This window comes from Streptomyces sp. NPDC008238 (genome assembly GCF_042956445.1).
Lineage (GTDB): Bacteria > Actinomycetota > Actinomycetes > Streptomycetales > Streptomycetaceae > Actinacidiphila.
The window spans coordinates 210,492-231,276 of record NZ_JBIBGK010000004.1; the positions used below are offsets into that span (position 1 = coordinate 210,492).

Sequence of the window (20,785 nt, forward strand, 5' to 3'; positions counted from 1 at the left end):
ATCCTGTGGACAATCCACAAGTTGTGGATAACCCCGTCACCCGAAAGACGTCACAGCGGGGAGACGACCGCCCCCAGCAGCCCGGGTCCCGTGTGGGCGCCGATCACCGCGCCGACCTCGCTGAGGACGAGGCTGTTGAGCCCGGGGACCCGCGCCCGCAGCCGCTCCGCCAGGGCGGACGCGCGGTCCGCGGCGGCCAGGTGCTGGACGGCGATGTCCACCTGCCGGGTGCCCGCCCGCTCCACCACGATCTCCTCGAGCCGCGCGAGGGCCTTGGAGGCCGTACGGACCTTCTCCAGTAGCTGGATACGGCCCTCGTCCAGTTGCAGGAGCGGCTTCACGGCGAGCGCCGACCCGAGCAGCGCCTGCGCCGCGCCGATGCGGCCGCCCCGGCGCAGGTAGTCCAGGGTGTCCACGTAGAAGTACGCCGAAGTGTCCGAGGCCCGCTTCTCCGCGGCCGCCACGATCTCGTCGGCGGAACCCCCCGCCTCCGCCGCCTCGGCGGCGCTCAGCACCGGGAACCCCAGGGCCATCGCGACCATGGCGGTGTCCACCACGCGCACCGGCACCGGCGCCTGCGCCCCCGCGAGCAGCGCCGCGTCGTAGGTGCCGGAGAACTCGGCCGACAGGTGCAGGGAGACGATCTCGGTCGCGCCCGACTCCGCCACCGCGCGGTAGGCGGCGGCGAATTCCTCCGGGCTCGGCCGCGACGTGGTGACGGGCTTGCGCCGCTGCAGTGCGCGGGCGACCGCGGGCGCCGACACCTCGGTGCCCTCTTCCAGCGCTTCGTCGCCGATCACCACCGCCAGCGGCACCACGGTGATCCGGTGCCGGGTCAGGGCCTCCTGCGGCAGGTAGGCCGTGGAATCGGTGACGATAGCGACATGGGACGACATGTGCGGGAGGTTACCCGCGCGGAAGGCCCGGCGACAGTACGGCTCCGCCGAGGTGAACCCGGGTGAACGTCCCCGGTTCCCGTCCCGGCCGCGCCGGACCCGTCACAGTGCCTTGGGCGGCTGCCCGGCGCCGGGTTCGGACGCCCGCTCGCGCCGCGTCCCCGGCTGAATGTGCGATTCCGACCCCGGTGCCGGCTCCGGCTCCGGCTCCGGGAGCGCCGCGGGCGCCCAGTGGCGCAACGCCCCGGCCTCCAGGTCGATGTCGCGGCCCAGCGCCGCGAGGTCGTCGTCGGCGAAGCGCCGGGCGCGGTCCTGGGCGGCCCAGCGCAGCGAGTCCGCGGAGTGGGTGATGCGCCGCGTGCGCTCCTCGAGCTCGCCGATCCGGGCGGCGATGCGGGAGCGGTCGGGTTCGCGCTCCAGCAGCCTCAGCTCCGCGTCGAGCTCCTGGGCGTGGGAGCGCAGCCGGCCGAGCAGGGCGACGGCCTCGCTCAGCGACGGGTCGGCGGCGGCCTGTCCCTCCAGGGCCTCCCCCGTGCTCGTGACGGACGTGCGCAGCGCCAGGCGCAGCTCGGCGAGTTTCCCGGCGGGCCCGGGCCGGCTGTAGCGGCGGGCCTTCAGGCCGGTCTCCTCGACCACCCGGCGGGCCTCGATGCCGGTGCGCTCCACCCCGCGCTTGACCGCCCGCGCGGTCTTGACCGTGGCGACGACGCCGAGCACCACGAAGGAGGCGAAGAGCAGCAGGATCAGGGCGATGGCGACATCCACGGCGGCTCCTCTGCCCGGTCGGCCCGGTCGTCTGACCGGCCCGGTCTGCTCGGTCGGCTGTTCGTCCACCGTAAACGGACGGGGGCGGGCGAGGGTTCCGGGAGAACCCTTACCCGCCCCTTACACCGACCTGGGCCTATCAGCCGACCGGCCGACCGGCCAACCGGCTGAACGATCAGCCCGGCATCACGCCGACGACCCCAGCCGTCACACCGTCACGCGTCACGCCGGAACGATGTTCACCAGCTTCGGCGCCCGCACGATCACCTTGCGGACCCCCGCGCCGTCCAGCGCGGCGACGACCGCGGGGTCGGCCAGGGCCTGGGTCTCCAGGTCCGCGTCGGAGATCGTCGGCGGCACCTCCAGACGGGCCTTGATCTTGCCCTTGATCTGGACGACGCAGGTGACGGACTCGTCCACCACGTACGCCGGGTCGGCCACGGGCAGGTCCTCGTGCGCCAGGGACCCGTCGTGCCCCAGCCGCCGCCACAGCTCCTCGGCGATGTGCGGGGCCAGCGGCGCGATCAGCAGCACCAGGGGCTCGGCCACCGAGCGCGGCACGGGGCCGCCCGCCTTGGTCAGGTGGTTGTTCAGCTCGGTGATCTTGGCGATGGCGGTGTTGAAGCGCAGGCCCTCCAGGTCCTGGCGGACGCCGTCGATCGCCTTGTGCAGGGCGCGCAGGGTGTCCTCGTCCGGCTCGGCGTCCGTGACCGTCACCTCGCCGGTCGCCTCGTCCACGACGTTGCGCCACAGCCGCTGCAGCAGCCGGTACTGGCCGACGACGGCGCGGGTGTCCCAGGGGCGGGAGACGTCCAGCGGGCCCATCGCCATCTCGTACAGGCGCAGGGTGTCCGCGCCGTACTCGGCGGCGATCTCGTCCGGGGTGACGGCGTTCTTCAGGGACTTGCCCATCTTGCCCAGCTCGCGCTTGACCTGCTCGCCGCCGTACCACCAGCCGCCGTCGCGCTCCTCGACCTCGGCCGCCGGGACGGGGAAGCCGCGGCCGTCGCGGTAGACGTAGGCCTGGATCATGCCCTGGTTGAACAGCTTGTGGAACGGCTCCACCGACGACACGTGGCCCAGGTCGAACAGCACCTTGGACCAGAAGCGCGCGTACAGCAGGTGCAGCACCGCGTGCTCGGCGCCGCCGACGTACAGGTCGACGCCGCCGTGCGGCTGCCCCTCGCGCGGGCCCATCCAGTACCGCTCGATCTCGGGGTCGACCAGCGCGCGGTCGTTGTGCGGGTCCAGGTAGCGCAGCTCGTACCAGCAGGAACCGGCCCAGTTGGGCATGGTGTTGGTCTCGCGGCGGTACGGGCGCACGCCGCGGCCGTCGCCCAGGTCCAGCTCGACGTGAACCCACTCCGCGTTGCGGGACAGCGGGGTCTCGGGCTCGGTGTCCGCGTCGTCCGGTTCGAAGGTGCGCGGCGAGTAGTCCTCGACCTCGGGCAGCTCCAGCGGCAGCATCGACTCGGGCAGCGCGTGGGCGACCCCGTCCTCGTCGTAGACGATCGGGAAGGGCTCGCCCCAGTACCGCTGGCGGCTGAACAGCCAGTCGCGCAGGCGGAAGTTGATGGTGCCCTCGCCGATACCGCGCTGCTCCAGGTACGCGATGACCTTGCGCTTGGCGTCGGCGACCTCCAAGCCGTTCAGGTCGATCTCGTCGTTGGCGGAGTTGATCGCCGGGCCCTGGCCGGTGTACGCCTCGCCCTCCCAGCCCTCCGGCGGCCGGACGGTGCGGACGATCGGCAGGTCGAAGACGGTGGCGAACTCCCAGTCGCGCTCGTCCTGACCGGGGACGGCCATGATCGCGCCGGTGCCGTAGCCCATCAGGACGTAGTCGGCGACGAAGACGGGGATGCGGGCGCCAGTCAGCGGGTTCACGGCGTAGGCGCCGCTGAAGACGCCGGTCTTGTTCTTGCCCTCGGTCTGCCGCTCGACGTCCGACTTGGCCTGGGCCTGCCTGCGGTACTCCGCGACGGCCTCGGCCGGGGTGGCCGCGCCGCCGGTCCAGGCGTCCTTGGTGCCCTCCGGCCAGGCGGCCGGCACCACCGTGTCGACCAGCGGGTGCTCGGGGGCCAGCACCATGTAGGTGGCGCCGAACAGGGTGTCCGGGCGGGTGGTGAAGACGGTGACCGGGGTCTCGCTGTGGCCCTCCACCGCGAAGTCGACCTTGGCGCCCTCGGAGCGGCCGATCCAGTTGCGCTGCTGCAGCTTGATCGCCTCGGGCCAGTCCAGCGCGTCCAGGTCGGACAGCAGGCGGTCCGCGTAGGAGGTGATGCGCATCATCCACTGGCGCAGCTTGGCCTTGAAGACGGGGAAGTTCCCGCGCTCGGAGCGGCCGTCGGCGGTGACCTCCTCGTTGGCCAGCACGGTGCCCAGGCCGGGGCACCAGTTGACCGGGGACTCCGAGGCGTAGGCCAGCCGGTACTCACCCAGGACGGTGTCGCGCTCGGCGGGGGTCAGCTCCGTCCAGGCGCGGCCGTCGGGCGTGGCGCGCTCGCCCTTCTCGAACTGCTCGACCAGCTCCGCGATCGGGCGGGCGCGGTCGGCCTGGGGGTCGTACCAGGAGTTGAAGATCTGCAGGAAGATCCACTGGGTCCACTTGTAGTAGTCCGGGTCGATCGTGGCGAACGACCGGCGCTTGTCGTGGCCCAGGCCCAGCCGGCGCAGCTGGGACTTCATGTTGTTCATGGCCGCCTCGGTGGTGACCCGGGGGTGCTCGCCGGTCTGCACGGCGTGCTGCTCGGCGGGCAGGCCGAAGGCGTCGAAGCCCAGGGTGTGCAGCACGTTGTGGCCGGTCATCCGCTGGAAGCGGGCGAAGACGTCGGTGGCGATGTAGCCCAGGGGGTGGCCGACGTGCAGCCCCGCGCCCGAGGGGTACGGGAACATGTCCATGATGAACTTCTTGGGCTTGGCCAGCTCGCCGTCCCCGGCCAGGTCACCGGTGGGGTTCGGGGCCGCGAAGGTCTGGTGCTCGTCCCAGAAGTCCTGCCAGCGGCCCTCGATGTCGGCGGCCAGGGCGGCCGTGTAGCGGTGGGGCGCAGCCGCCTCCGCGGCGGGGGTGGTCTCGCTCATCGTCCTTGGTACTCCATCGCTGTCATGACGGCCTGCGGCCCGGCCGCCGTACGGACATCTGCCTGCGGAACCGCGGAACTGCGGAAACGAAAAAGCCCCTCGCACAGGAGGGGCGCCGCGCTGACATCGAACCTGGTCAGCACGGCTTACTAAGCAGAAGGCGTACGGCACGCATGCGGTCAGGGTACCCCAGAGCGGGAAGGGCCCGCACCGAGGTTCCCCCCGGTGCGGGCCCTTCCGTGCCGTTCCTGGCCGTGCTCAGCGGTGGTGCGGCTTGTACGAGTCGAGGTAGCCGCGCGCCGGGGTGCCGACGCCGGTCACGTCGTCGTAGCCGACGACCGCGGACAGCGAGCTGTCCTTGCCGAGGCTGCGGAGGGAGGTGAGCAGGCCGTCCGCCGCGTCGAAGCCGTTGGCGTAGTCCACGCGGACCACCGCGAGGTCCTTGCCGCGGCCCAGCGGGTGGTCGGTCACGTCGTGGTACGCGCCGGTGCCGTAGCGGTCGTAGATCAGCGGGTTGGCGAAGCCGATCGGCACGCCGTGCCGGGCCTGCTGCGCCAGCGCCTGGACGCCCGCGATGACCGGAGCGGCGAGCGAGGTGCCGCCGATCCGGTACTCGCTGTACTGGAAGGACCCGTCCGGGAAGGCCTGGGTCTGGCCGACCAGGAACCCGGTGTTCGGGTCGGCGACGGCCGAGATGTCCGGCTCGACGCGCTGCTTGACCGTGCCGCCGTTGGCCAGGGCGAGCGCGTTGGGGACGACGCCGCGCTGGTAGAAGGGCTGCGCGTAGAGCTTGCTGGTGCCGCCGCCCGCGCCGGAGGTGTAGGCGCCGGGGAAGGCCGTCCAGGCGGAGCCGTCCGCGGAGAGGGAGGCCTTCAGCGTGCCCCAGCCGGTCTCCCACTGGTACTTGTCGCCCTTGCCGACGGCGAGCGAGGTGCCGCCGACAGAGGTGACCCAGGGGGAGTTCGCCGGGGTGTCGACCTGCTTGGCACCGGTGCCCAGCGGGTTCGCGACGTTGTCGCCCGCGTCGCCGGAGGAGAAGTAGAAGCCGATGCCCTCGACCGCGCCGGTCTGGAAGATCTGGTCGTAGGCGGCGGCGATGTCCGGCGTCTCGTTGGACTCGAGGTCGCCCCACGAGTTGGAGACGATGTCGGCGAGCCGGTGGTCGACGATCTTGGCGAGGGCGTCGAGCAGGTCGTCGTCCGTGCAGGAGGAGGCGCCGACGTAGGTGATGTCGGCGGCCGGGGCGACCGCGTGCACCGCCTCGACGTCGAGGGTCTCCTCGCCGTACCAGCCGGAGGCGTCGCACTCCTCGGGGCTGGTGTAGCGGTAGTCGCGCGGCAGCACCTGGGAGAGCTGGCCGCGCTTGTACGCCGCGTCGCCGTTGCGGGCCGCGTACTTCTTGGCGTCGGCGACGATCGTCGGGGAGGCGAAGGCGTCGGTGATGGCGACGGTGACGCCCTTGCCGTTGTACGAGCCCGCGCCGTAGGCGGCGCGCAGCTGCTTGCCCGTGTAGCCCTTGACGGCGTACGGGGCGTGCGTGCCGTAGGCGACCGGCAGCTTCTTGTCGGTGTTCGACCCGTAGTACGTGGAGAAGGGGCCGGCGTTCTTGAAGACGGCGCCGGGCGGCGGCAGCGTGTCCTGGTGCCGCGCGCGCCGCGGGGAGTTGTCCAGGCCGGTGACGGTGAGGACCGCGCCGCCCAGGGCGGCGGGGACGGAGGCGGTCCCGGTCGGGGCGTGGTAAGTCCGGGCGCCCTTGGCGTAGTTGTGGAGCTGGGTGCCGAACGCCCTCTCCGCGTCGGCGACGTCACCGGTGACGGTCAGGTAGTGGTCGTTCGCACCGGTGACCTTCAGGCCGGAGGGCTCGAGCCACTGCCGGGTCTGGGCGACCTGCTGCGCGGTGGCGCCGAAACGGGCCTTGGCCTGCTGCGCCGAGAGGTACTTGCCGTACGAGGCGGAACCGGGGTCGGACACCGCCTTGGCGTAGGCCGCCAGGCCCTGGGCGTCGCGGCCGGCGAGGTACACCCGGAGGGTGACCGAGGCCGAGTCTGCCGTGGCGCCCTTGTCGGCCTTGGCGGTGGCCCAGGCCGGCTTGCTGCCGGCGAGGCCGTGCCGTCCGTGCGGGGCGTCGGCCTGGGCGCTGGGTATGCCCATCGCCAGCGCACCGGCGACCAGCGGCAGTGTCGCCGCCAGGGCCAGGCCGGCCCGCCTTCTCGAGCGGGTGGAACTCATGTAACCCCCTGCTGTGTGAAGTTCTCGCGGAACGGCGGCGCGCCGGAACCGTGACGCGCGTGGACCGCCACGCCACTCTTCACGTGAACAGCTCATGCCAGGGACATGTGTTCGCCAAGAAGATCTCAAGGAAGGCCCACGAAAGGGCAATTGGGACGGAAAATCGCTCCGGAATCCGGACATTCGGCGCCGCGGACCGGACACTCCGATGAAGGACCGATCATCCTTGCCGAACGGAGCCCGAACAAACCAACGTTAGCAGTTCGTAATGATCCTCATCCCGGGTTGTCGAAAGACGATCGTTCCGGCCACCCGTACGGGTTAGCGTCTGCCGCATGCGCACCAACCGACAGTCCCCGGACGGTCGCCGGACCCCCCCGATACCGGCGAGCGACATCCTGTCCGGGGCCCTTCGCGCCGCACGGTCGCCCCGCGCCTGGGCGATCGCCGGCACCGCCGCCGCCCTGCTCGTCCTCGCCGTCACCGCGGGTCCGTACCTGCGGGCGTTCCTGGACTTCGGCGCCGGCGTCCTCACCCTCGTCTCCCTGAGCTGCACCGTCATCTGGGGCCTGGTGTCCACCGACACCTTCTTCCTCGGGCCCCGCGAACGCCTGCTCACCCAGGGCATCCACCGCGGTCTCGGCGTCGCCGCGATCGGGTTCCTGATCCTGCACGTGACGACGAAGGTCGTCGAGGTACGGGTCACCACCGCCGGCGCCTTCCTCCCCCTCGGCGTGACCGGCCGGGACGGGCTGATCGCCCTCGGCGTGCTCGCCGCCTACCTGATGATCCTCGCCGCCGCCACGGGCGCCATGCGCAGCGTCTTCGCCGCCAACCGGCACCCGGTGCGGTGGCGCATCCTGCACAGCACCGCGTACGCCTCGTGGTGCATGGCGCTCATCCACGGCCTGCAGTCCGGCCGTTCCGCCAAGTCGTGGATCGTCGTGGCCTACGGGATCTGCCTGGTGGGCGTCGCCATCGGCCTCGTCTACCGGCTCCGCAGGACGCGCGGCGAGGCGCTCTTCCCCGAGACCCGTGAGCGCTCCGCCTCCTTCCGCAAGCTCGGCGGCGAACGGGCCGCGTCCCGGGGCGGCTCGGGCGGCCGCCGGCGTGCCGTGCCGCGCGAGGAGACCGGGCCCAGCCTGGCGAGCGCCTACAGCGAACCGCTGCCGCCGCTGCCCAACTTCCCCACCGCCCAGCAGTACACGGCTGTCCCTCCCCAGGCCCCGGACCGTACCCTCGGCATGGATCCCGCGGCCGCCACGATGCAGATGCCGCAGGTACCCGCCCAACCCCAGGCGACGTACCGGCAGCAACCCCAGGTGCCGTACCAGCAGCAACCCCAGCAGACCGGCTGGGACGGCACCCCCGCATGGGGCACGCCGATGCCGGGCGGCGCACAGGACGCGGACCCGCTCGGGGCCGACCGGCTCCAGCCGATCGCCTGGCAGCAGTCCACGCCCGGACCCTATGAAGGACAACGATGAGCGTTCCCGCCATACCGGACCGGTCACCCGCCCCTCGCTCGGGGGCGGGTGATGTGCTGCCCGACGTACGGACCGTCGGGCTGCCCCGGATCACCGCGGGTTTCGACGAGGTGGAGCGCCTGGACCGGGTGACCCACCTGAACGTGCACGGCTCCATGCCGACCATGACCGAGGGCGAACTGCTCGACCTCGCCGAGCTGATGGGCCTGCGCGGCCGGGGCGGCGCGGGCTTCCCCTTCTACAAGAAGCTCAAGGCCGTCGGTGAGGCGGCGCGCCGCCGCGGCACCCCGACCGCCGTGATGGTCAACGGCTGCGAGGGCGAACCGGCCTGCCGCAAGGACGCGGTCATCCTGCGCCGCGCCCCGCACCTGATGCTGGACGGCGCCCTGCTGTGCGCCGAGGTCCTCGGCGCCCGCGAACTGGTCATCAGCGTCACCCGCGACACCAACGAGCAGTCCGTGCGCGACGCCCTGGCCGAGCGCGGCCTCGGCAGCAAGCGCGGCCGCCAGCTCAGGGCCCGGATCGTGCGGATGCCGGAGCGCTTCGTGTCGGGCGAGTCCTCGGGCATCATCTCGGCGGCCAACGGCGGGCTGCCCCTGCCGCCCGGCAAGAAGGTGAGCGCGAGCGAGTCCGGCCTCGGCGGGATGCCGACGCTCTTCTCGAACACCGAGACCTTCACCCAACTGGCCATCGGCGCCCGCATGGGAGCGATCCGCTTCGGCTCCGCGGGTGCCCCGGGCGAGCCCGGCACCGCCATGCTGACCGTCTCCGGCTCGGTGCCCCGGCAGACCGTCGTGGAGACCCCGACGGGCGTGCCGATGTCGTACATCCTGCAGATGTGCGGCGGGAACCCCGGGCAGGGCGTGCTCGTCGGCGGCTACCACGGCAACTGGATCGACCCCAGCGTCGCCTCGATGGTGACCATCGCCCGCGAGAGCCTGGAGGCCCACAAGGCCACCCTCGGCGCGGGTGCCCTGCTCCCCCTCGACCCCGGCCTGTGCCCGCTGGGCGAGTCGCTGCGGGTCGCGCAGTGGCTGGCCGCGGAGACGGCCGGGCAGTGCGGGCCGTGCCGCCTCGGGCTGCCCCGGATGGCCGGGCTGCTGCAGGACGTGCTCAACGGCGGCGGGCAGGCCGCGCTGGAGCAACTGCGGCAGACCGCGGTCGCGGTGAAGGGACGCGGGGTGTGCAAGCACCCCGACGGCTCGATGCGCTTCGTGATGTCCACCATCAACGCCTTCACCGACGACCTGGCCGCCCACGTCCTCGGCGGCGGCTGCGGCCGCCCCACGGTGGGTGTGCTGCCGCTGCTGAAGTCCGACCCGCCCGCGCCGCGCGGCGGCTCCGCCGGATCGGCGGCCGCGGCGACCAGCAACAAGCGGCTGAACGTCGACTGGACGCTGTGCAAGGGCCACGGCCTGTGCGCCGGCGTGCTGCCCGAGATCGTACGGCTGGACCGGGACGGCTACCCCGACATCGCGGGCACGCCCGTACCGCCGCACCTGGACGCGGCGGCGCAGCGCGCGGTGGCCCGCTGCCCCGCGCTGGCGCTGCGCATGGACGAGGGCGGCCGCCGCTGACCGCGGCCGCACGGCGCAGGGGCCCGGCACCGCTTCGGTGCCGGGCCCCTGTCACGTCCGGGCCACGCGGCGTGCACCGACGGCGGTGGGGAGCCGCCGCGCACGGACGGCCAACGCGAAGAGCCCGTCCGATCGGACGGGCTCTCATCGCACTGCGGAAGTGGAGCTACGGGGATTCGAACCCCGGACCTCTTGCATGCCATGCAAGCGCTCTACCAACTGAGCTATAGCCCCGCGGTGCCGTTCCTCCGGGTTCCCCCGGCGACCTGGGATACATTACACGGCCCCGGGGCCGGTTCGCCAAATCCATTCCTGGCCCCTGGGCAGGGCACCCGGTACTGTCGGCTGACCCGCTCCCCGGACGAACCTGGAGAAGGCCGCAGTGACCGCGACGCAGCCGATCGCCGACACCGTGGCGCCCGGCCCCCTGGTCCCGCGGGCCACCCTGGTCGCGGCGCTGGTGTGCCTGGTGTCCTTCGCGGCGTTCTGGGCGGCCCAACGCGCCGCCCACGTCTCGATGATCGACCTCACCGTCTACCGGGCCGAGGGCTGGTCGGTGCGCAACGGGGACGACCTGTACGCGATGCGGGTCACCCACGCGCAGCTGCCCAACACCTATCCGCCCTTCGCGGCCCTGCTCTTCACCTCCCTGACGCTGCTCGGGCCGGGTGCCGCGCGGATCGCGGCGACCGCGGCCAACCTGGGCCTGCTGGTCGTCCTGTGCCACCTGTCGCTCCGGCTGGCCGGGTTGCCGCGGCGGCTGCCCCCGGCGGCGGCCGCGCTGGGCGTCGCGGCGGGCGCGGTGTGGTGCGAGCCGGTCTGGACGACGTCGAGGTACGGGCAGATCAACCTGCTGCTCGCGGTGCTCGTCCTGGGGGACCTCACGAGGATCCGGGACGCGGGCCGGGCCCGAAGCGCAGGAGCGGGGGCGGGCATCGTCGCCGGCATCGGCATCGGCATCGCGGCCGGGATCAAGCTGACGCCTCTGCTGTTCGTGGCCTTCCTCGCGGTCGGCGGGGCGGTGCTCGCCCGGCGCCGGCGCGAGCGCTGGAACGCGTGGCTGCGGGCGGCGGTCGTGGCGTCCGTCACCTTCGCCGCGACCGCGGGGCTCTCCGCGCTCGTCCTGCCGCGGGACTCCCGGCGCTTCTGGACGGAGGTCGTGGTCTCCGCCGACCGCGCCGGCCACGGCGAGGACACCGCCAACCAGTCGCTGCGCGGCGTCCTGGCCCGTGCGCTGCACACCGGCGACCCCGGCGCCTGGTGGCTGCTCGTGGCCGTCCTGGTGGCCGCCGCGGGCCTGGCCGTCGCCGCAGCCCACCTGGCGGCCGGGGAGACCGCCTGGGCGGTCCTGTCGTGCGCCGTCACGGCACTGCTGGTCAGTCCCGTCTCCTGGTCGCACCACTGGGTGTGGGCGGTCCCCCTGGTCGTCCTCCTGGCCGCCGAGGCCGCACGGCGGAGCCGCCCCGCACGCCGGTGGGCCTGCGCCGCCGTGTCCGCCCTGGTCTTCTGCTCGTACGCGCTCTGGCTCACCCCGCACGGCGACGGCGTCTCGCGGCCCGAACTCCACCAGTCCGCCGGGCAGATGGCCCTCTCCGCGGTCTACCCGGCCGTCGGTGCCGCCTTCCTGTGCCTGTCGGCCGCCGTCGCCCTGCGGGCCCGGCGCGGCGTCCCCGCGGCCGGGCCGGGCTGAGCCGCCACCGAACAGCGCGGCCGGGAGGGCCGTTTCGTACCCGTCCGCCGCACGGCGGCGGGCCGGGACCGCGGCGTCGCCCGACGGCGCTCGCCGCGAACCGGCGCCCGGACGGACCGGGTGAAACGCGAGGATCCCGCCTCCCCTGAGGGGAGACGGGATCCGGTGCCGCTGTGGAGCTACGGGGATTCGAACCCCGGACCTCTTGCATGCCATGCAAGCGCTCTACCAACTGAGCTATAGCCCCGCTGTCCTCGGGCTTTCGGCCCGGCGAACGAGAAGAAGCTTAGCCGGTCGGGGCCGGATTCCTGAAATCGGCTCCGGCCCGGCCCCACCCCCGCCGACGGACCCGTCGGCCGCGCCCGTCAGTCGTCGTCGCCGAGCACCGGCTCGGGCAGCGTCCCGGCATTGTGCTCCAGCAGCCGCCAGCCGCGGGCGCCCTCGCCGAGGACCGACCAGCAGGTGTTGGACAGCCCGCCGAGCGCCTCCCAGCTGCGCGGGTCCAGCCCGAGCAGCCGGCCGATGGTGGTGCGGATGGCGCCGCCGTGGCTGACGACCACCAGCACACCGCCGTCGGGCAGCTTGTCGGCCGCCGCGAGCACCACCGGGGCGGCCCGTTCCGCCACCTCGGTCTCCAGCTCGCCGCCGCCGCGCCGCACGGGCTCGCCGCGCTTCCAGGCGGCGTACTCGTCGCCGTGGCGCTCGGTGATCTCCTCGTGCGTCAGGCCCTGCCAGACGCCCGCATAGGTCTCCCGCAGCCCCTCGTCGTACGAGATGTCCAGGCCCGTGACGGCGGCCAGCTCGGTGGCCGTGTCGGCGGCGCGCTGCAGGTCGGAGGAGACGATCGCGTCCGGCTGCAGTGCGGCCAGCAGCCGTGCGGCCCGCTTGGCCTGGGCGACGCCGGTGGAGGTCAGCGGGATGTCCGTGGAGCCCTGGAAGCGGCCCTCGACGTTCCACGAGGTCTGACCGTGCCGCCAGAAGACGACACGGCGGCCGCGGCCCCGCGCGTGCCCGTTCAGATCAGGTCTCCGTCCTCGTCGGCTGCCGCGCCGGCACGGGCGTGCTCCTCGGCCTTGCCGCGGGTGGCGACGGCGTCCTTGGGCAGCTCGAGCTCGGGGCAGTCCTTCCACAGCCGCTCCAGCGCGTAGAAGACCCGCTCCTCCGAGTGCTGGACGTGCACCACGATGTCGATGTAGTCGAGCAGGACCCAGCGGCCGTCTCGCTCGCCCTCACGGCGCACCGGCTTGACGCCGAGCTCCGCCTGCAGCCGCTCCTCGACCTCGTCGACGATGGCCTTCACCTGGCGGTCGTTGGGCGCGGAGGCCAAGAGGAACGCGTCGGTGATGGAGAGGACGTCGCTGACGTCGTAGGCGATGATGTCGTGCGCGAGCTTGTCGGCGGCCGCCTGGGCGGCGGTCTTGATGAGCTCGATGGAGCGGTCCGTGGCGGTCACAGGTGCGGCTTTCCGGTCGGGGACGTCGTACGTCCAGGGTCTCACGGACCGTCCTCGGTCCCCGACCGGTTATGCGCCGCCCCGGTCAGCTCTTCTCCGGCGGGCTGTAGTCCTGCCCCAGGACGACCGTGATGTCGGCGTTGGAGGCCACCTCACCCTTCTTGGCGGCCTTGGCGGGCAGGCCCAGCGTCTTGGCCAGCTCCTCCGCGTCCGCCTTCTTGGCGGCATCGGCGTACAGGACCTGCGAGGTCGCCTGGGTGCCCGCGGAGGCACCCGAGACGAAGGTGTAGCCGCCGCCGACGATCTGGACCTGGGCCTCGCCGGTGTTGGTGGCCACGCCGGTGGCGTTGCGCAGGGTGACCCGGGGGATGCCGTCGGAGTCGGTGTTGGTGACCGTGCCGCCGAGCACCTTCTTGACGACGTCCTCGGTGGACTTCTCGCTCAGCGTGCCGTCCGGCTCCACGGGCAGCGTCTCGGTGGTGTAGTCGCCGCCCTTGGCCTCCTCCGACAGCGCCGCGAGGCTGCTGCCGAGGTCCTTCTCGGTCAGCGGGGGCTCGATGACCTGGTTGAGCCCCTCGACGGTCTTGGTCGCCAGGTCCGGGTCGCTGTACATCTTCTTCAGCATGGCCTGCACGACCTGGCCGAAGCGGGCTAGCTGCTTGTCGGGCCCCTCGCCCGGTTCCCGGTGGACGGCGTACGCGACCGCGGCCTGGCCGCCCAGCTCCTGCTGCTTGCCGGGCTTGACGAGGGTCTTGTCGCCCTTCTTCTTTCCGGCCTTCACCGTGACGTCGGTGTCGACCAGGATGCCGCCGAGGGACTCGACGAGGTTGTCCAGGTACGGGGTGTCCAGCCGCCAGGTGCCGCTGATCTTCGTGCCGAGCAGGCCCTCCAGCGCCTCCCGCGTGGGGGCGGAACCGCCCTCCACGACGGACTTGCCGAGCGTGGTGCTGCCCCCGTCGTCGCTGCCGACGGCGAGCGAGTTCGGCAGCAGGACGGTGGTGCCCTTCTTGGTGGTCGAGTTGCTGACCAGCAGCGCGGTGGAGGTCTCCTCGCTGCCGACCGGGCGCAGGTGCAGCACGATCACGTCGCGCTTCTGGCCGCCCGCGGCCTGCTGCGCGGTCCCCGTGTCCCCGCCGAGGCCGGGGATCTTGCCGGCCTTCCACAGGTAGCCGACGCCGCCGACGGCGGCCAGCGCCAGGACCACGACGGCGGCGACCACGCGGTTGCGGCCGCGGCGCCTGGCCTCCTCGCGGCGCTCGGTGCGGGACTCGGTGAACTTCAGCCAGTCGATGACCTCTTCCGACTCCTCGGTCTCCTCGTCGACGAAGGAGAACTGGCCGGTGTGGAAGTCGGCTTCGCCGGAGGGGTCGCGGCCCGCGGCGGGCCGGGCCGCAGGCTGCTGCTCCTCGTACCCGGGCTGCCGCTGGGCGGGAGGGGCCTGCGGGGGCGTCTGCGGGGCCACCGGCGCCGGGGGCTGCTGCCCGTACTGCTGCTGCTCCTGCGGGTAGTACGGCTCCTGGTACTGCGGCTGCTGCGGGATCCACCCCTGGTACTGCTGCGTCTGCTGGGGGTGCTGCGGCTGCTGTTGGGACTGCTGGGGGTGCTGCGGCTGCTGCCCGTACTGCTGCTGCTCCTGCGGGTAGTACGGCTGCTGCCCGGAGTAGCCCTGCTGTCCCTGCTGTCCCTGCTGGCCCTGGTAGGCCTGCTGCTGGCCGGTCTGCTGGGCGTACGGGTCGTAACTCCCGTACTCCTCGCCGTAACCGTTTGCGTAGTCGGCCCGCTGCTGTGCGTAGGGGTCCTCTCCGTAAGGGTCCTGACCGCCCTGCTCGGGTGTTCCCTCGGCGTATTGCCATCGGGGGTAGTCGTTCACTGGGGACCCCTCCAGTTGCCGATCAGCCGCTGATCACTTACCGGTACAGCCTGCGTTTGTCGATGTAGCGCACGACGCCGTCGGGCACGAGGTACCAGACCGGCTCCCCCTTGGCCACCCGCTGCCGGCAGTCGGTGGAGGAGATCGCCAGGGCGGGCACCTCCACGAGGGAGACCCCGCCGGCCGGGAAGCCGGGGTCGGACAGCGTGTGCCCGGGGCGGGTGACACCGATGAAGTGCGCCAGCGAGAACAGCTCCTCGGCCTTGCGCCAGGAGAAGATCTGGGCCAGCGCGTCCGCCCCGGTGATGAAGAACAGCTCCGCCTCGGGGTGCTCGGCCCGCAGGTCGCGGAGCGTGTCGATGGTGTACGTGCGACCACCGCGTTCGATGTCGCTGCGGCTGACCGAGAACTGCGGGTTCGACGCGGTGGCGATCACCGTCATCAGGTAGCGGTCCTCGGCCGCGGACACCTTCTGGTCGCTCTTCTGCCAGGGCTGGCCGGTGGGCACGAAGACGACCTCGTCCAGCTGGAAAAGGTGCGCCACCTCGCTGGCCGCCACGAGGTGGCCGTGGTGGACGGGATCGAACGTCCCACCCATCACACCGATTCGCTTCTTCATGCGGATAGACCCTACCCGCATCACCTCGTCGGGCTCAGCGGTCGCGGTTGAAGCGCGTGGTGATGAAGAGCAGGAGCAGCAGCGCGAACAGCGCGCCGCCGCCGGTGAGGTAGGGGCTCAGGCTCTCGTGGTTGCCGCCGCCCTCGCCCTCGGCGAGCGTGGTCAGGACGGCGGCGGTCGCGTAGGAGGTCATCTCGGCGTTCCCCTGGTGGCTTCGGGTCTGTCGACGGGCGGAAGGCTCGGCAACATCGTACGGGCGGTGCGGGTGGAACTTCGCGGTGGCTCCACGCGTCCTCACTACGTACCCGACGGGCGAGCAGGGGGGCGAGGACATATGTCCGGTCCGAACGATTCGAGCGGTGCGAACGGCGGCGCGAGCGGCGGAGGGAAGCTGCCCGGACGCAACCGGCGGCGCTTCGAGGGCATCTCCTCGCGCGCCTACGAACACCCGGCCGACCGCTCGGCCCTGGTCGCGCTGCGCAAGCTGAGCGGCTTCGACACCGTCTTCAAGGCGCTCAGCGGGCTGCTGCCGGAGCGCTCCCTGCGGCTGCTGTTCCTCTCGGACTCGGTACGCGTCGGCGACCAGCAGTTCGCGCATCTCAACGACATGCTGCGGGACGCCTGCTACATCCTCGACCTGCCCAAGGTCCCGCCGATGTACGTCACCCAGGATCCGCAGCCCAACGCGATGTGCATCGGCCTGGACGAGCCGATCATCGTCGTCACCACCGGGCTGGTGGAACTGCTGGACGAGGAGGAGATGCGGGCCGTCGTGGGCCACGAGGTCGGCCACGCGCTGTCGGGCCACTCCGTCTACCGCACGATCCTGCTCTTCCTGACCAACCTGGCGCTGCGGGTCGCGTGGATACCGCTGGGCAACCTCGCGATCATGGCGATCGTCACCGCGCTGCGCGAGTGGTTCCGCAAGTCGGAGCTGTCCGCCGACCGGGCCGGGCTCCTGGTCGGCCAGGATCTGCAGGCCTCGATGCGGGGTCTGATGAAGATCGCCGGGGGCAACCACCTGCACGAGATGAACGTGGACGCGTTCCTGAAGCAGGCCGAGGAGTACGAGGAGTCCGGCGACCTGCGCGACTCCGTCCTGAAGATCCTCAACGTCCTGCCGCGCAGCCACCCGTTCACGACGGTGCGGGCCGCGGAGCTGAAGAAGTGGGCCGCGAGCCGCGACTACCAGCGCATCATGGACGGCCACTACCCGCGGCGCAGCGAGGACAAGGACACCTCGGTCTACGACTCGTTCAGGGAATCCGCGAGCCACTACGCCGACACGGTGAGGACGAGCAAGGACCCGCTGATGAAGCTGCTGTCCGACCTCGGCTCGGGCGCCGGCGACATCGGCGGCCGGCTGCGCGACCGCTTCACCGGGACGCCGGGCCCGGACTCCGGCCCGTCGGGCCGCCCGCCGAAGGACGCGCAGGACCCGCCGTCGGAGGGCTGATCCCCGGTCCGGCCGCCGGGGCCGGGGCGAGCACCCCGCACACCGAGCTGATCGCGTGGCGCCGGTCGTGGGGGTCCACGCCGGGCTGCGCCGGCGGCCGCTGCCCGGCCAGCAGCGGCAGGAAGTGCGCCACCGGGGCGCCCGCGCAGGACAGCGGCCCGGCCTCGACGGCGGCCTGCAGCAGTTCCACGTGCCGGTCGCGCAGGTCCGCGCGGTCGAAGCGCAGCCGCAGCTCGCGCCGCACGGTGAACAGCGAGGCCTGGCCGCTGCCCCCGGTGGCGGCCCGCACGGCGTAGACCAGGGTGTGGTCGGTGACGACCTCCAGGGTTTCCTCCCCCGCCTCGGCCACGCTCATGGTGCCGCGCACCTTGACCTCGTCGTCGGCGAGCGCGACGCGCGTCGGGTCGAAGCGCACCAGCCAGCCGGTCGCCGCGTGGCGCCCGTCGTCCGCCGGACGTTCCAGGCTGCGGTCGAACTGGTCGAGCTGGCCGGGGTCGAGCATGAGGCGCACCGTACGGACGTCCCCGCCGGTCAGGGCGCCGGGGTCGGCGGAGGAGGCGACCAGGTACTCCTTCGCGGAGACCAGGGCCTGCATCACCTGGCTCTCGCTGAAGTGCGCGGTACGGCGCGCCGGCGGCAGCGCGTACCCCTTGCCGCCGGCCCGGTAGTGCTCGGCGCGCTGCCCGGCGAAGGGCCGGGAGCGGTCCACGGCGGCCACCGCGGCCGTGGGGACGAGCGGCAGCAGGGTGATCCGCAGCGGCTCCGCCACGGGAGGGGCGGGTGCGTCGTAGGGGTTGCGTATGCCCAGGTAGACGGCGGTGCCGAAGGCCACCGCGATCAGCAGGACGAGGACCAGGGCCTGCCGCGGGGCGCCGCCGCGGACCCAGGGGCGGCGGGTGCGCACCGAACGGGCCGAGCCGTCCAGCCGCTCGCGCGCGGAGAACTCCTGTATCCGGGCAGCACGCACGAAGGATTCGTCGAAGACGACGGATCGGTACTCGTCCTCGCCTCCGCCGGGGGAGCCCTCGGGGTTCCCCTCCGGTGGGTCACCAGGCCCTCTCATACAACAAGCGTAGGTCTGTCAGGGCCCTTTAAAACGTCCTGGTACGAGACAAGTTCGGGCGGTGCTCAGGGGCTGTGGCTGACCGCCACCGGGGGGAGCGAGGGGGCTCCGATCCTGCCGGTCGGGGAGGGCGGGACGGAGGGCTGGCGGGCGCCCCCGGCGCCCCGGTAGACCGCCGCGAACGTCAGTGCCACCACGCCGATGCCCATCACCACGGCGAGCACCCACGCCACGGTCCGGTGCCAGCGCCCGTGCCCCCGGTAGGGGCTGCGCTGGGAGTAGAGGTCCTCGTACTCCTCGTCCTCGTCGGAGCGCGCGGCGTCCTTCTCCTCGTACGGAGCGGAGCCGTCCTCGCCGCCCAGGACGCGCGGGCGGGACGCCTCGGCCTCGGCCTGGGCCGTGGCGGCGGCGAGCATGCGCTCGTGGGCGCTGGGTTCGTGGAAGGCGGCCGCCCGTATGAAGGCCTCGTCGAGCACCACGGACGCGAATTCGTCATCCGCGCCACCGTGGTCCTCGCCGTCCGGGAACGGCTTGCCCCCCAGTTCGTCCGGCACCCGTCCAGAATAGGGCCGATGACGCGGATTGGGCAGGCCGCTCGTGAAGTCCGTCCGTCAGGCGCGCGGCGTTTCAGCCGCGCACGTGCCCGTCCCCGGTGAAGACGTACTTGGTGGAGGTCAGCTCCGGCAGGCCCATCGGGCCGCGGGCGTGCAGCTTCTGGGTGGAGATGCCGATCTCCGCGCCGAAGCCGAACTGGCCGCCGTCGGTGAACCGGGTCGAGGCGTTGACGGCGACCGCGGCGGAATCCACCAACTGGGTGAACCGCCGGGCCGCGGGCTGCGAGGTGGTGACGATGGCCTCGGTGTGCCCGGAGGACCACAGCCGGATGTGCTGCACGGCCGCGTCCAGCGAGTCCACCACGGCGGCGGCGATGTCGTGGCTGAGGTACTCGGTCTCCCAGTCCTCCGCGGTGGCCGGGACGACGGTGGCCGTGGTGCCGCTCTTCGCGGCCAGTTCCCGCACCCGTTCGTCGGCGTGCACGGTGACCCCGGCCTCCGCCAGCGCGTCCAGGGCCCGCGGCAGGAAGTCGGCGGCGATGTCCCGGTGCACCAGCAGGGTCTCGGCGGCGTTGCACACGCTCGGGCGCTGCGCCTTGGAGTTGAGCAGGACCGCGACGGCGACGTCGAGGTCGGCCTGCGCGTCCACGTACACGTGGCAGTTGCCGGTGCCGGTCTCGATCACCGGGACGATCGACTCCTCGACCACCGTCTTGATGAGGGAGGCGCCGCCGCGCGGGATGAGCACGTCGACCATGCCGCGGGCGCGCATCAGCTCGCGCACCGACTCGCGGCTCTCCCCCGGCACCAACTGCACGGCGTCGGCGGGCAGTCCGGCTCCGCCGACCGCGTCGCGCACCACCGTCACCAGGGCGGAGTTGGAGTGCTGGGCGGAGGAGGAGCCGCGCAGCAGCACCGCGTTGCCGGACTTCAGGCACAGCGAGGCCGCGTCCACGGTGACGTTGGGCCGGGCCTCGTAGATGATGCCGACCACGCCCAGCGGCACCCGGATCTGACGCAGGTCCAGCCCGTTGGGCAGCGTCGAGCCGCGCACCACCTCGCCGACCGGGTCGGGCAGTCCGGCCACGTCCCGCACGTCGGAGGCGATGGCCCGGACTCGCTCGGGGGTCAGGGTCAGCCGGTCCACGATCGCCTCGCCGGTCCCGGCCTCGCGGGCACGGGCGACGTCCTCGGCGTTGGCCTCGACGATCTCCCGGGTGCGGACGACCAGGGCGTCGGCGACCGCGAGCAGCGCGTCGTCCTTCACCGAGCGCGGCAGCGGGGCGAGGTCGTCGGCGGCCGCACGGGCGCGGTAGGCGGCCTGCAGCACCGGGCTCTTCGGCCACGGCGAGGGCAGGGAGGCGGCGAGGTCGTCGTTGCTGTGGCTGCGGCTGCTCATAGCGGCCAGGGTACGGCGTGGGCGCCTCGTGACGGGGCGGCTTTCCAGCCGGTGAGACCCGTGCGGAGCACGGCCGCAGGGCCGGCGCGGGTCAGTAGGGGTGCACCCCGACGGGCGCCGCCGGCGGCGGCCCGTAGCCCTCCGCGAGGCGCTGGTGGTAGGTGTCGCGGTCGATGACCTCCAGGCCCACGGTCTCCCACGGCGGCAGGTTGGCGGAGGAGCGGTGCTCGCCCCACAGGCGCAGCGCGATGGCGGCGGCGTCGTGCAGGTCGCGGGCCTCCTCCCAGTACCGGATCTCGGCGTGGTCGGCCGCGTACCTGCTGGTGAGCAGGAAGGGGTGGTCGTTCGCGAGCTGTTCCAGCGCGCGCCGCACCTCGGCGAGCGGGGCCTCGGGCCCGGAGACGCTGAGCGTCACGTGCCAGAGCCGGGACACGGGGCGCTCCCGGGTCACGGGCGGGGCGGTGTCGTCGCTCGTCACGCTCACCAGTGTCCGCTCCGCCGTCCCTCGGGACGACGATGCCCCCGGGCGCCCTCGTCTCACCGGTCGCCTCCCTGTCGTCCCTGTCGTCGCGTCCCTGGCCGGATTCCGTGCTCCGCCCACAAAGTCCAGCAGCCCGGAAGCGGCCGCGGGGCGGTTTTCACGAAGTAA

17 protein-coding genes and 2 tRNA genes are annotated in these 20,785 nt (G+C 72.7%); 4 read left to right on the plus strand and 15 right to left on the minus strand.

What is annotated here, in order from left to right; translation table 11 throughout:
• Positions 1-50 precede the first annotated feature (50 nt).
• The 4 genes from ACFZAU_RS13305 to ACFZAU_RS13320 all read right to left on the minus strand — a co-directional run bounded on the left by ACFZAU_RS13305 (position 51) and on the right by ACFZAU_RS13320 (position 6,968).
• Positions 51-896 carry a DegV family protein gene (locus ACFZAU_RS13305; RefSeq protein ID WP_500552219.1) on the minus strand — a complete coding sequence of 282 codons (846 nt, stop codon included), beginning with the start codon at positions 894-896 and terminating at the stop codon, positions 51-53.
• A gap of 102 nt (positions 897-998) precedes the next feature.
• On the minus strand, positions 999-1,661 hold the full coding sequence (locus ACFZAU_RS13310; protein ID WP_500552220.1) for a hypothetical protein: 663 nt from the start codon (positions 1,659-1,661) through the stop codon (positions 999-1,001).
• 222 nt (positions 1,662-1,883) lie between these two features.
• On the minus strand, positions 1,884-4,739 hold the full coding sequence (leuS, locus tag ACFZAU_RS13315; RefSeq protein ID WP_500552221.1) for a leucine--tRNA ligase: 2,856 nt from the start codon (positions 4,737-4,739) through the stop codon (positions 1,884-1,886).
• A 258-nt stretch (positions 4,740-4,997) separates the two neighbouring features.
• Positions 4,998-6,968, minus strand: coding sequence for a S53 family peptidase (locus ACFZAU_RS13320; RefSeq protein ID WP_500552222.1), 1,971 nt, complete (start codon positions 6,966-6,968; stop codon positions 4,998-5,000).
• Positions 6,969-7,303: 335 nt separating this feature from the next.
• On the opposite strand from ACFZAU_RS13320, the gene ACFZAU_RS13325 reads away from it, so the two are divergent.
• Positions 7,304-8,455 (plus strand): hypothetical protein, encoded by a 1,152-nt coding sequence (locus ACFZAU_RS13325; RefSeq protein WP_500552223.1) that lies wholly within the window; start codon positions 7,304-7,306, stop codon positions 8,453-8,455.
• The gene (locus tag ACFZAU_RS13330) at positions 8,452-10,032 is read left to right on the plus strand and encodes an NADH-ubiquinone oxidoreductase-F iron-sulfur binding region domain-containing protein (protein WP_499598907.1); all 1,581 of its coding nucleotides are present in this window, start codon (positions 8,452-8,454) and stop codon (positions 10,030-10,032) included. Before ACFZAU_RS13325 ends, ACFZAU_RS13330 begins: the two co-directional genes overlap by 4 nt.
• 161 nt (positions 10,033-10,193) lie before the next feature.
• On the opposite strand, the gene ACFZAU_RS13335 is transcribed toward ACFZAU_RS13330, so the two are convergent.
• Positions 10,194-10,266: transfer RNA gene (locus tag ACFZAU_RS13335), tRNA-Ala, on the minus strand.
• A 148-nt stretch (positions 10,267-10,414) separates the two neighbouring features.
• On the opposite strand from ACFZAU_RS13335, the gene ACFZAU_RS13340 reads away from it, so the two are divergent.
• Positions 10,415-11,722, plus strand: coding sequence for a glycosyltransferase 87 family protein (locus ACFZAU_RS13340; RefSeq protein WP_500552224.1), 1,308 nt, complete (start codon positions 10,415-10,417; stop codon positions 11,720-11,722).
• Between the two features lie 174 nt (positions 11,723-11,896).
• Here ACFZAU_RS13340 and ACFZAU_RS13345 read toward each other — a convergent pair.
• From ACFZAU_RS13345 to ACFZAU_RS13370, 6 genes are all read right to left on the minus strand, one after another.
• Positions 11,897-11,969: transfer RNA gene (locus ACFZAU_RS13345), tRNA-Ala, on the minus strand.
• A gap of 118 nt (positions 11,970-12,087) precedes the next feature.
• Positions 12,088-12,741 (minus strand): histidine phosphatase family protein, encoded by a 654-nt coding sequence (locus tag ACFZAU_RS13350; RefSeq protein ID WP_500461691.1) that lies wholly within the window; start codon positions 12,739-12,741, stop codon positions 12,088-12,090.
• A complete protein-coding gene (gene rsfS / locus ACFZAU_RS13355; RefSeq protein ID WP_500552324.1) occupies positions 12,738-13,175 on the minus strand; it encodes a ribosome silencing factor in 438 nt (145 codons plus the stop codon). Before rsfS ends, ACFZAU_RS13350 begins: the two co-directional genes overlap by 4 nt.
• An 85-nt stretch (positions 13,176-13,260) precedes the next feature.
• Complete coding sequence (locus ACFZAU_RS13360; protein ID WP_500552225.1) at positions 13,261-15,045, minus strand: LCP family protein; 1,785 nt, start codon at positions 15,043-15,045, stop codon at positions 13,261-13,263.
• Between the two features lie 37 nt (positions 15,046-15,082).
• Positions 15,083-15,664 (minus strand): nicotinate-nucleotide adenylyltransferase, encoded by a 582-nt coding sequence (gene nadD, locus ACFZAU_RS13365; protein ID WP_499598912.1) that lies wholly within the window; start codon positions 15,662-15,664, stop codon positions 15,083-15,085.
• A 34-nt stretch (positions 15,665-15,698) separates the two neighbouring features.
• Positions 15,699-15,857 (minus strand): hypothetical protein, encoded by a 159-nt coding sequence (locus ACFZAU_RS13370; RefSeq protein WP_018556595.1) that lies wholly within the window; start codon positions 15,855-15,857, stop codon positions 15,699-15,701.
• 141 nt (positions 15,858-15,998) lie between these two features.
• On the opposite strand from ACFZAU_RS13370, the gene ACFZAU_RS13375 reads away from it, so the two are divergent.
• On the plus strand, positions 15,999-17,120 hold the full coding sequence (locus ACFZAU_RS13375) for a M48 family metallopeptidase (RefSeq protein ID WP_500552226.1): 1,122 nt from the start codon (positions 15,999-16,001) through the stop codon (positions 17,118-17,120).
• On the opposite strand, the gene ACFZAU_RS13380 is transcribed toward ACFZAU_RS13375, so the two are convergent.
• The 4 genes from ACFZAU_RS13380 to ACFZAU_RS13395 all read right to left on the minus strand — a co-directional run bounded on the left by ACFZAU_RS13380 (position 17,041) and on the right by ACFZAU_RS13395 (position 20,677).
• Complete coding sequence (locus tag ACFZAU_RS13380) at positions 17,041-18,183, minus strand: SCO2583 family membrane protein (RefSeq protein WP_500552227.1); 1,143 nt, start codon at positions 18,181-18,183, stop codon at positions 17,041-17,043. The two genes, ACFZAU_RS13375 and ACFZAU_RS13380, sit on opposite strands and share 80 nt — an antisense overlap.
• Before the next feature lie 65 nt (positions 18,184-18,248).
• Positions 18,249-18,737: an SCO2584 family spore wall biosynthesis protein gene (locus ACFZAU_RS13385; RefSeq protein WP_499598918.1), complete on the minus strand. Its 489-nt coding sequence runs from the start codon at positions 18,735-18,737 to the stop codon at positions 18,249-18,251.
• A 73-nt stretch (positions 18,738-18,810) separates the two neighbouring features.
• Positions 18,811-20,136, minus strand: a complete 1,326-nt coding sequence (locus ACFZAU_RS13390) for a glutamate-5-semialdehyde dehydrogenase (protein WP_500552228.1) — start codon at positions 20,134-20,136, stop codon at positions 18,811-18,813.
• Between the two features lie 91 nt (positions 20,137-20,227).
• Complete coding sequence (locus ACFZAU_RS13395) at positions 20,228-20,677, minus strand: DUF8830 family protein (RefSeq protein ID WP_499598920.1); 450 nt, start codon at positions 20,675-20,677, stop codon at positions 20,228-20,230.
• Between the last annotated feature and the right edge of the window lie 108 nt (positions 20,678-20,785).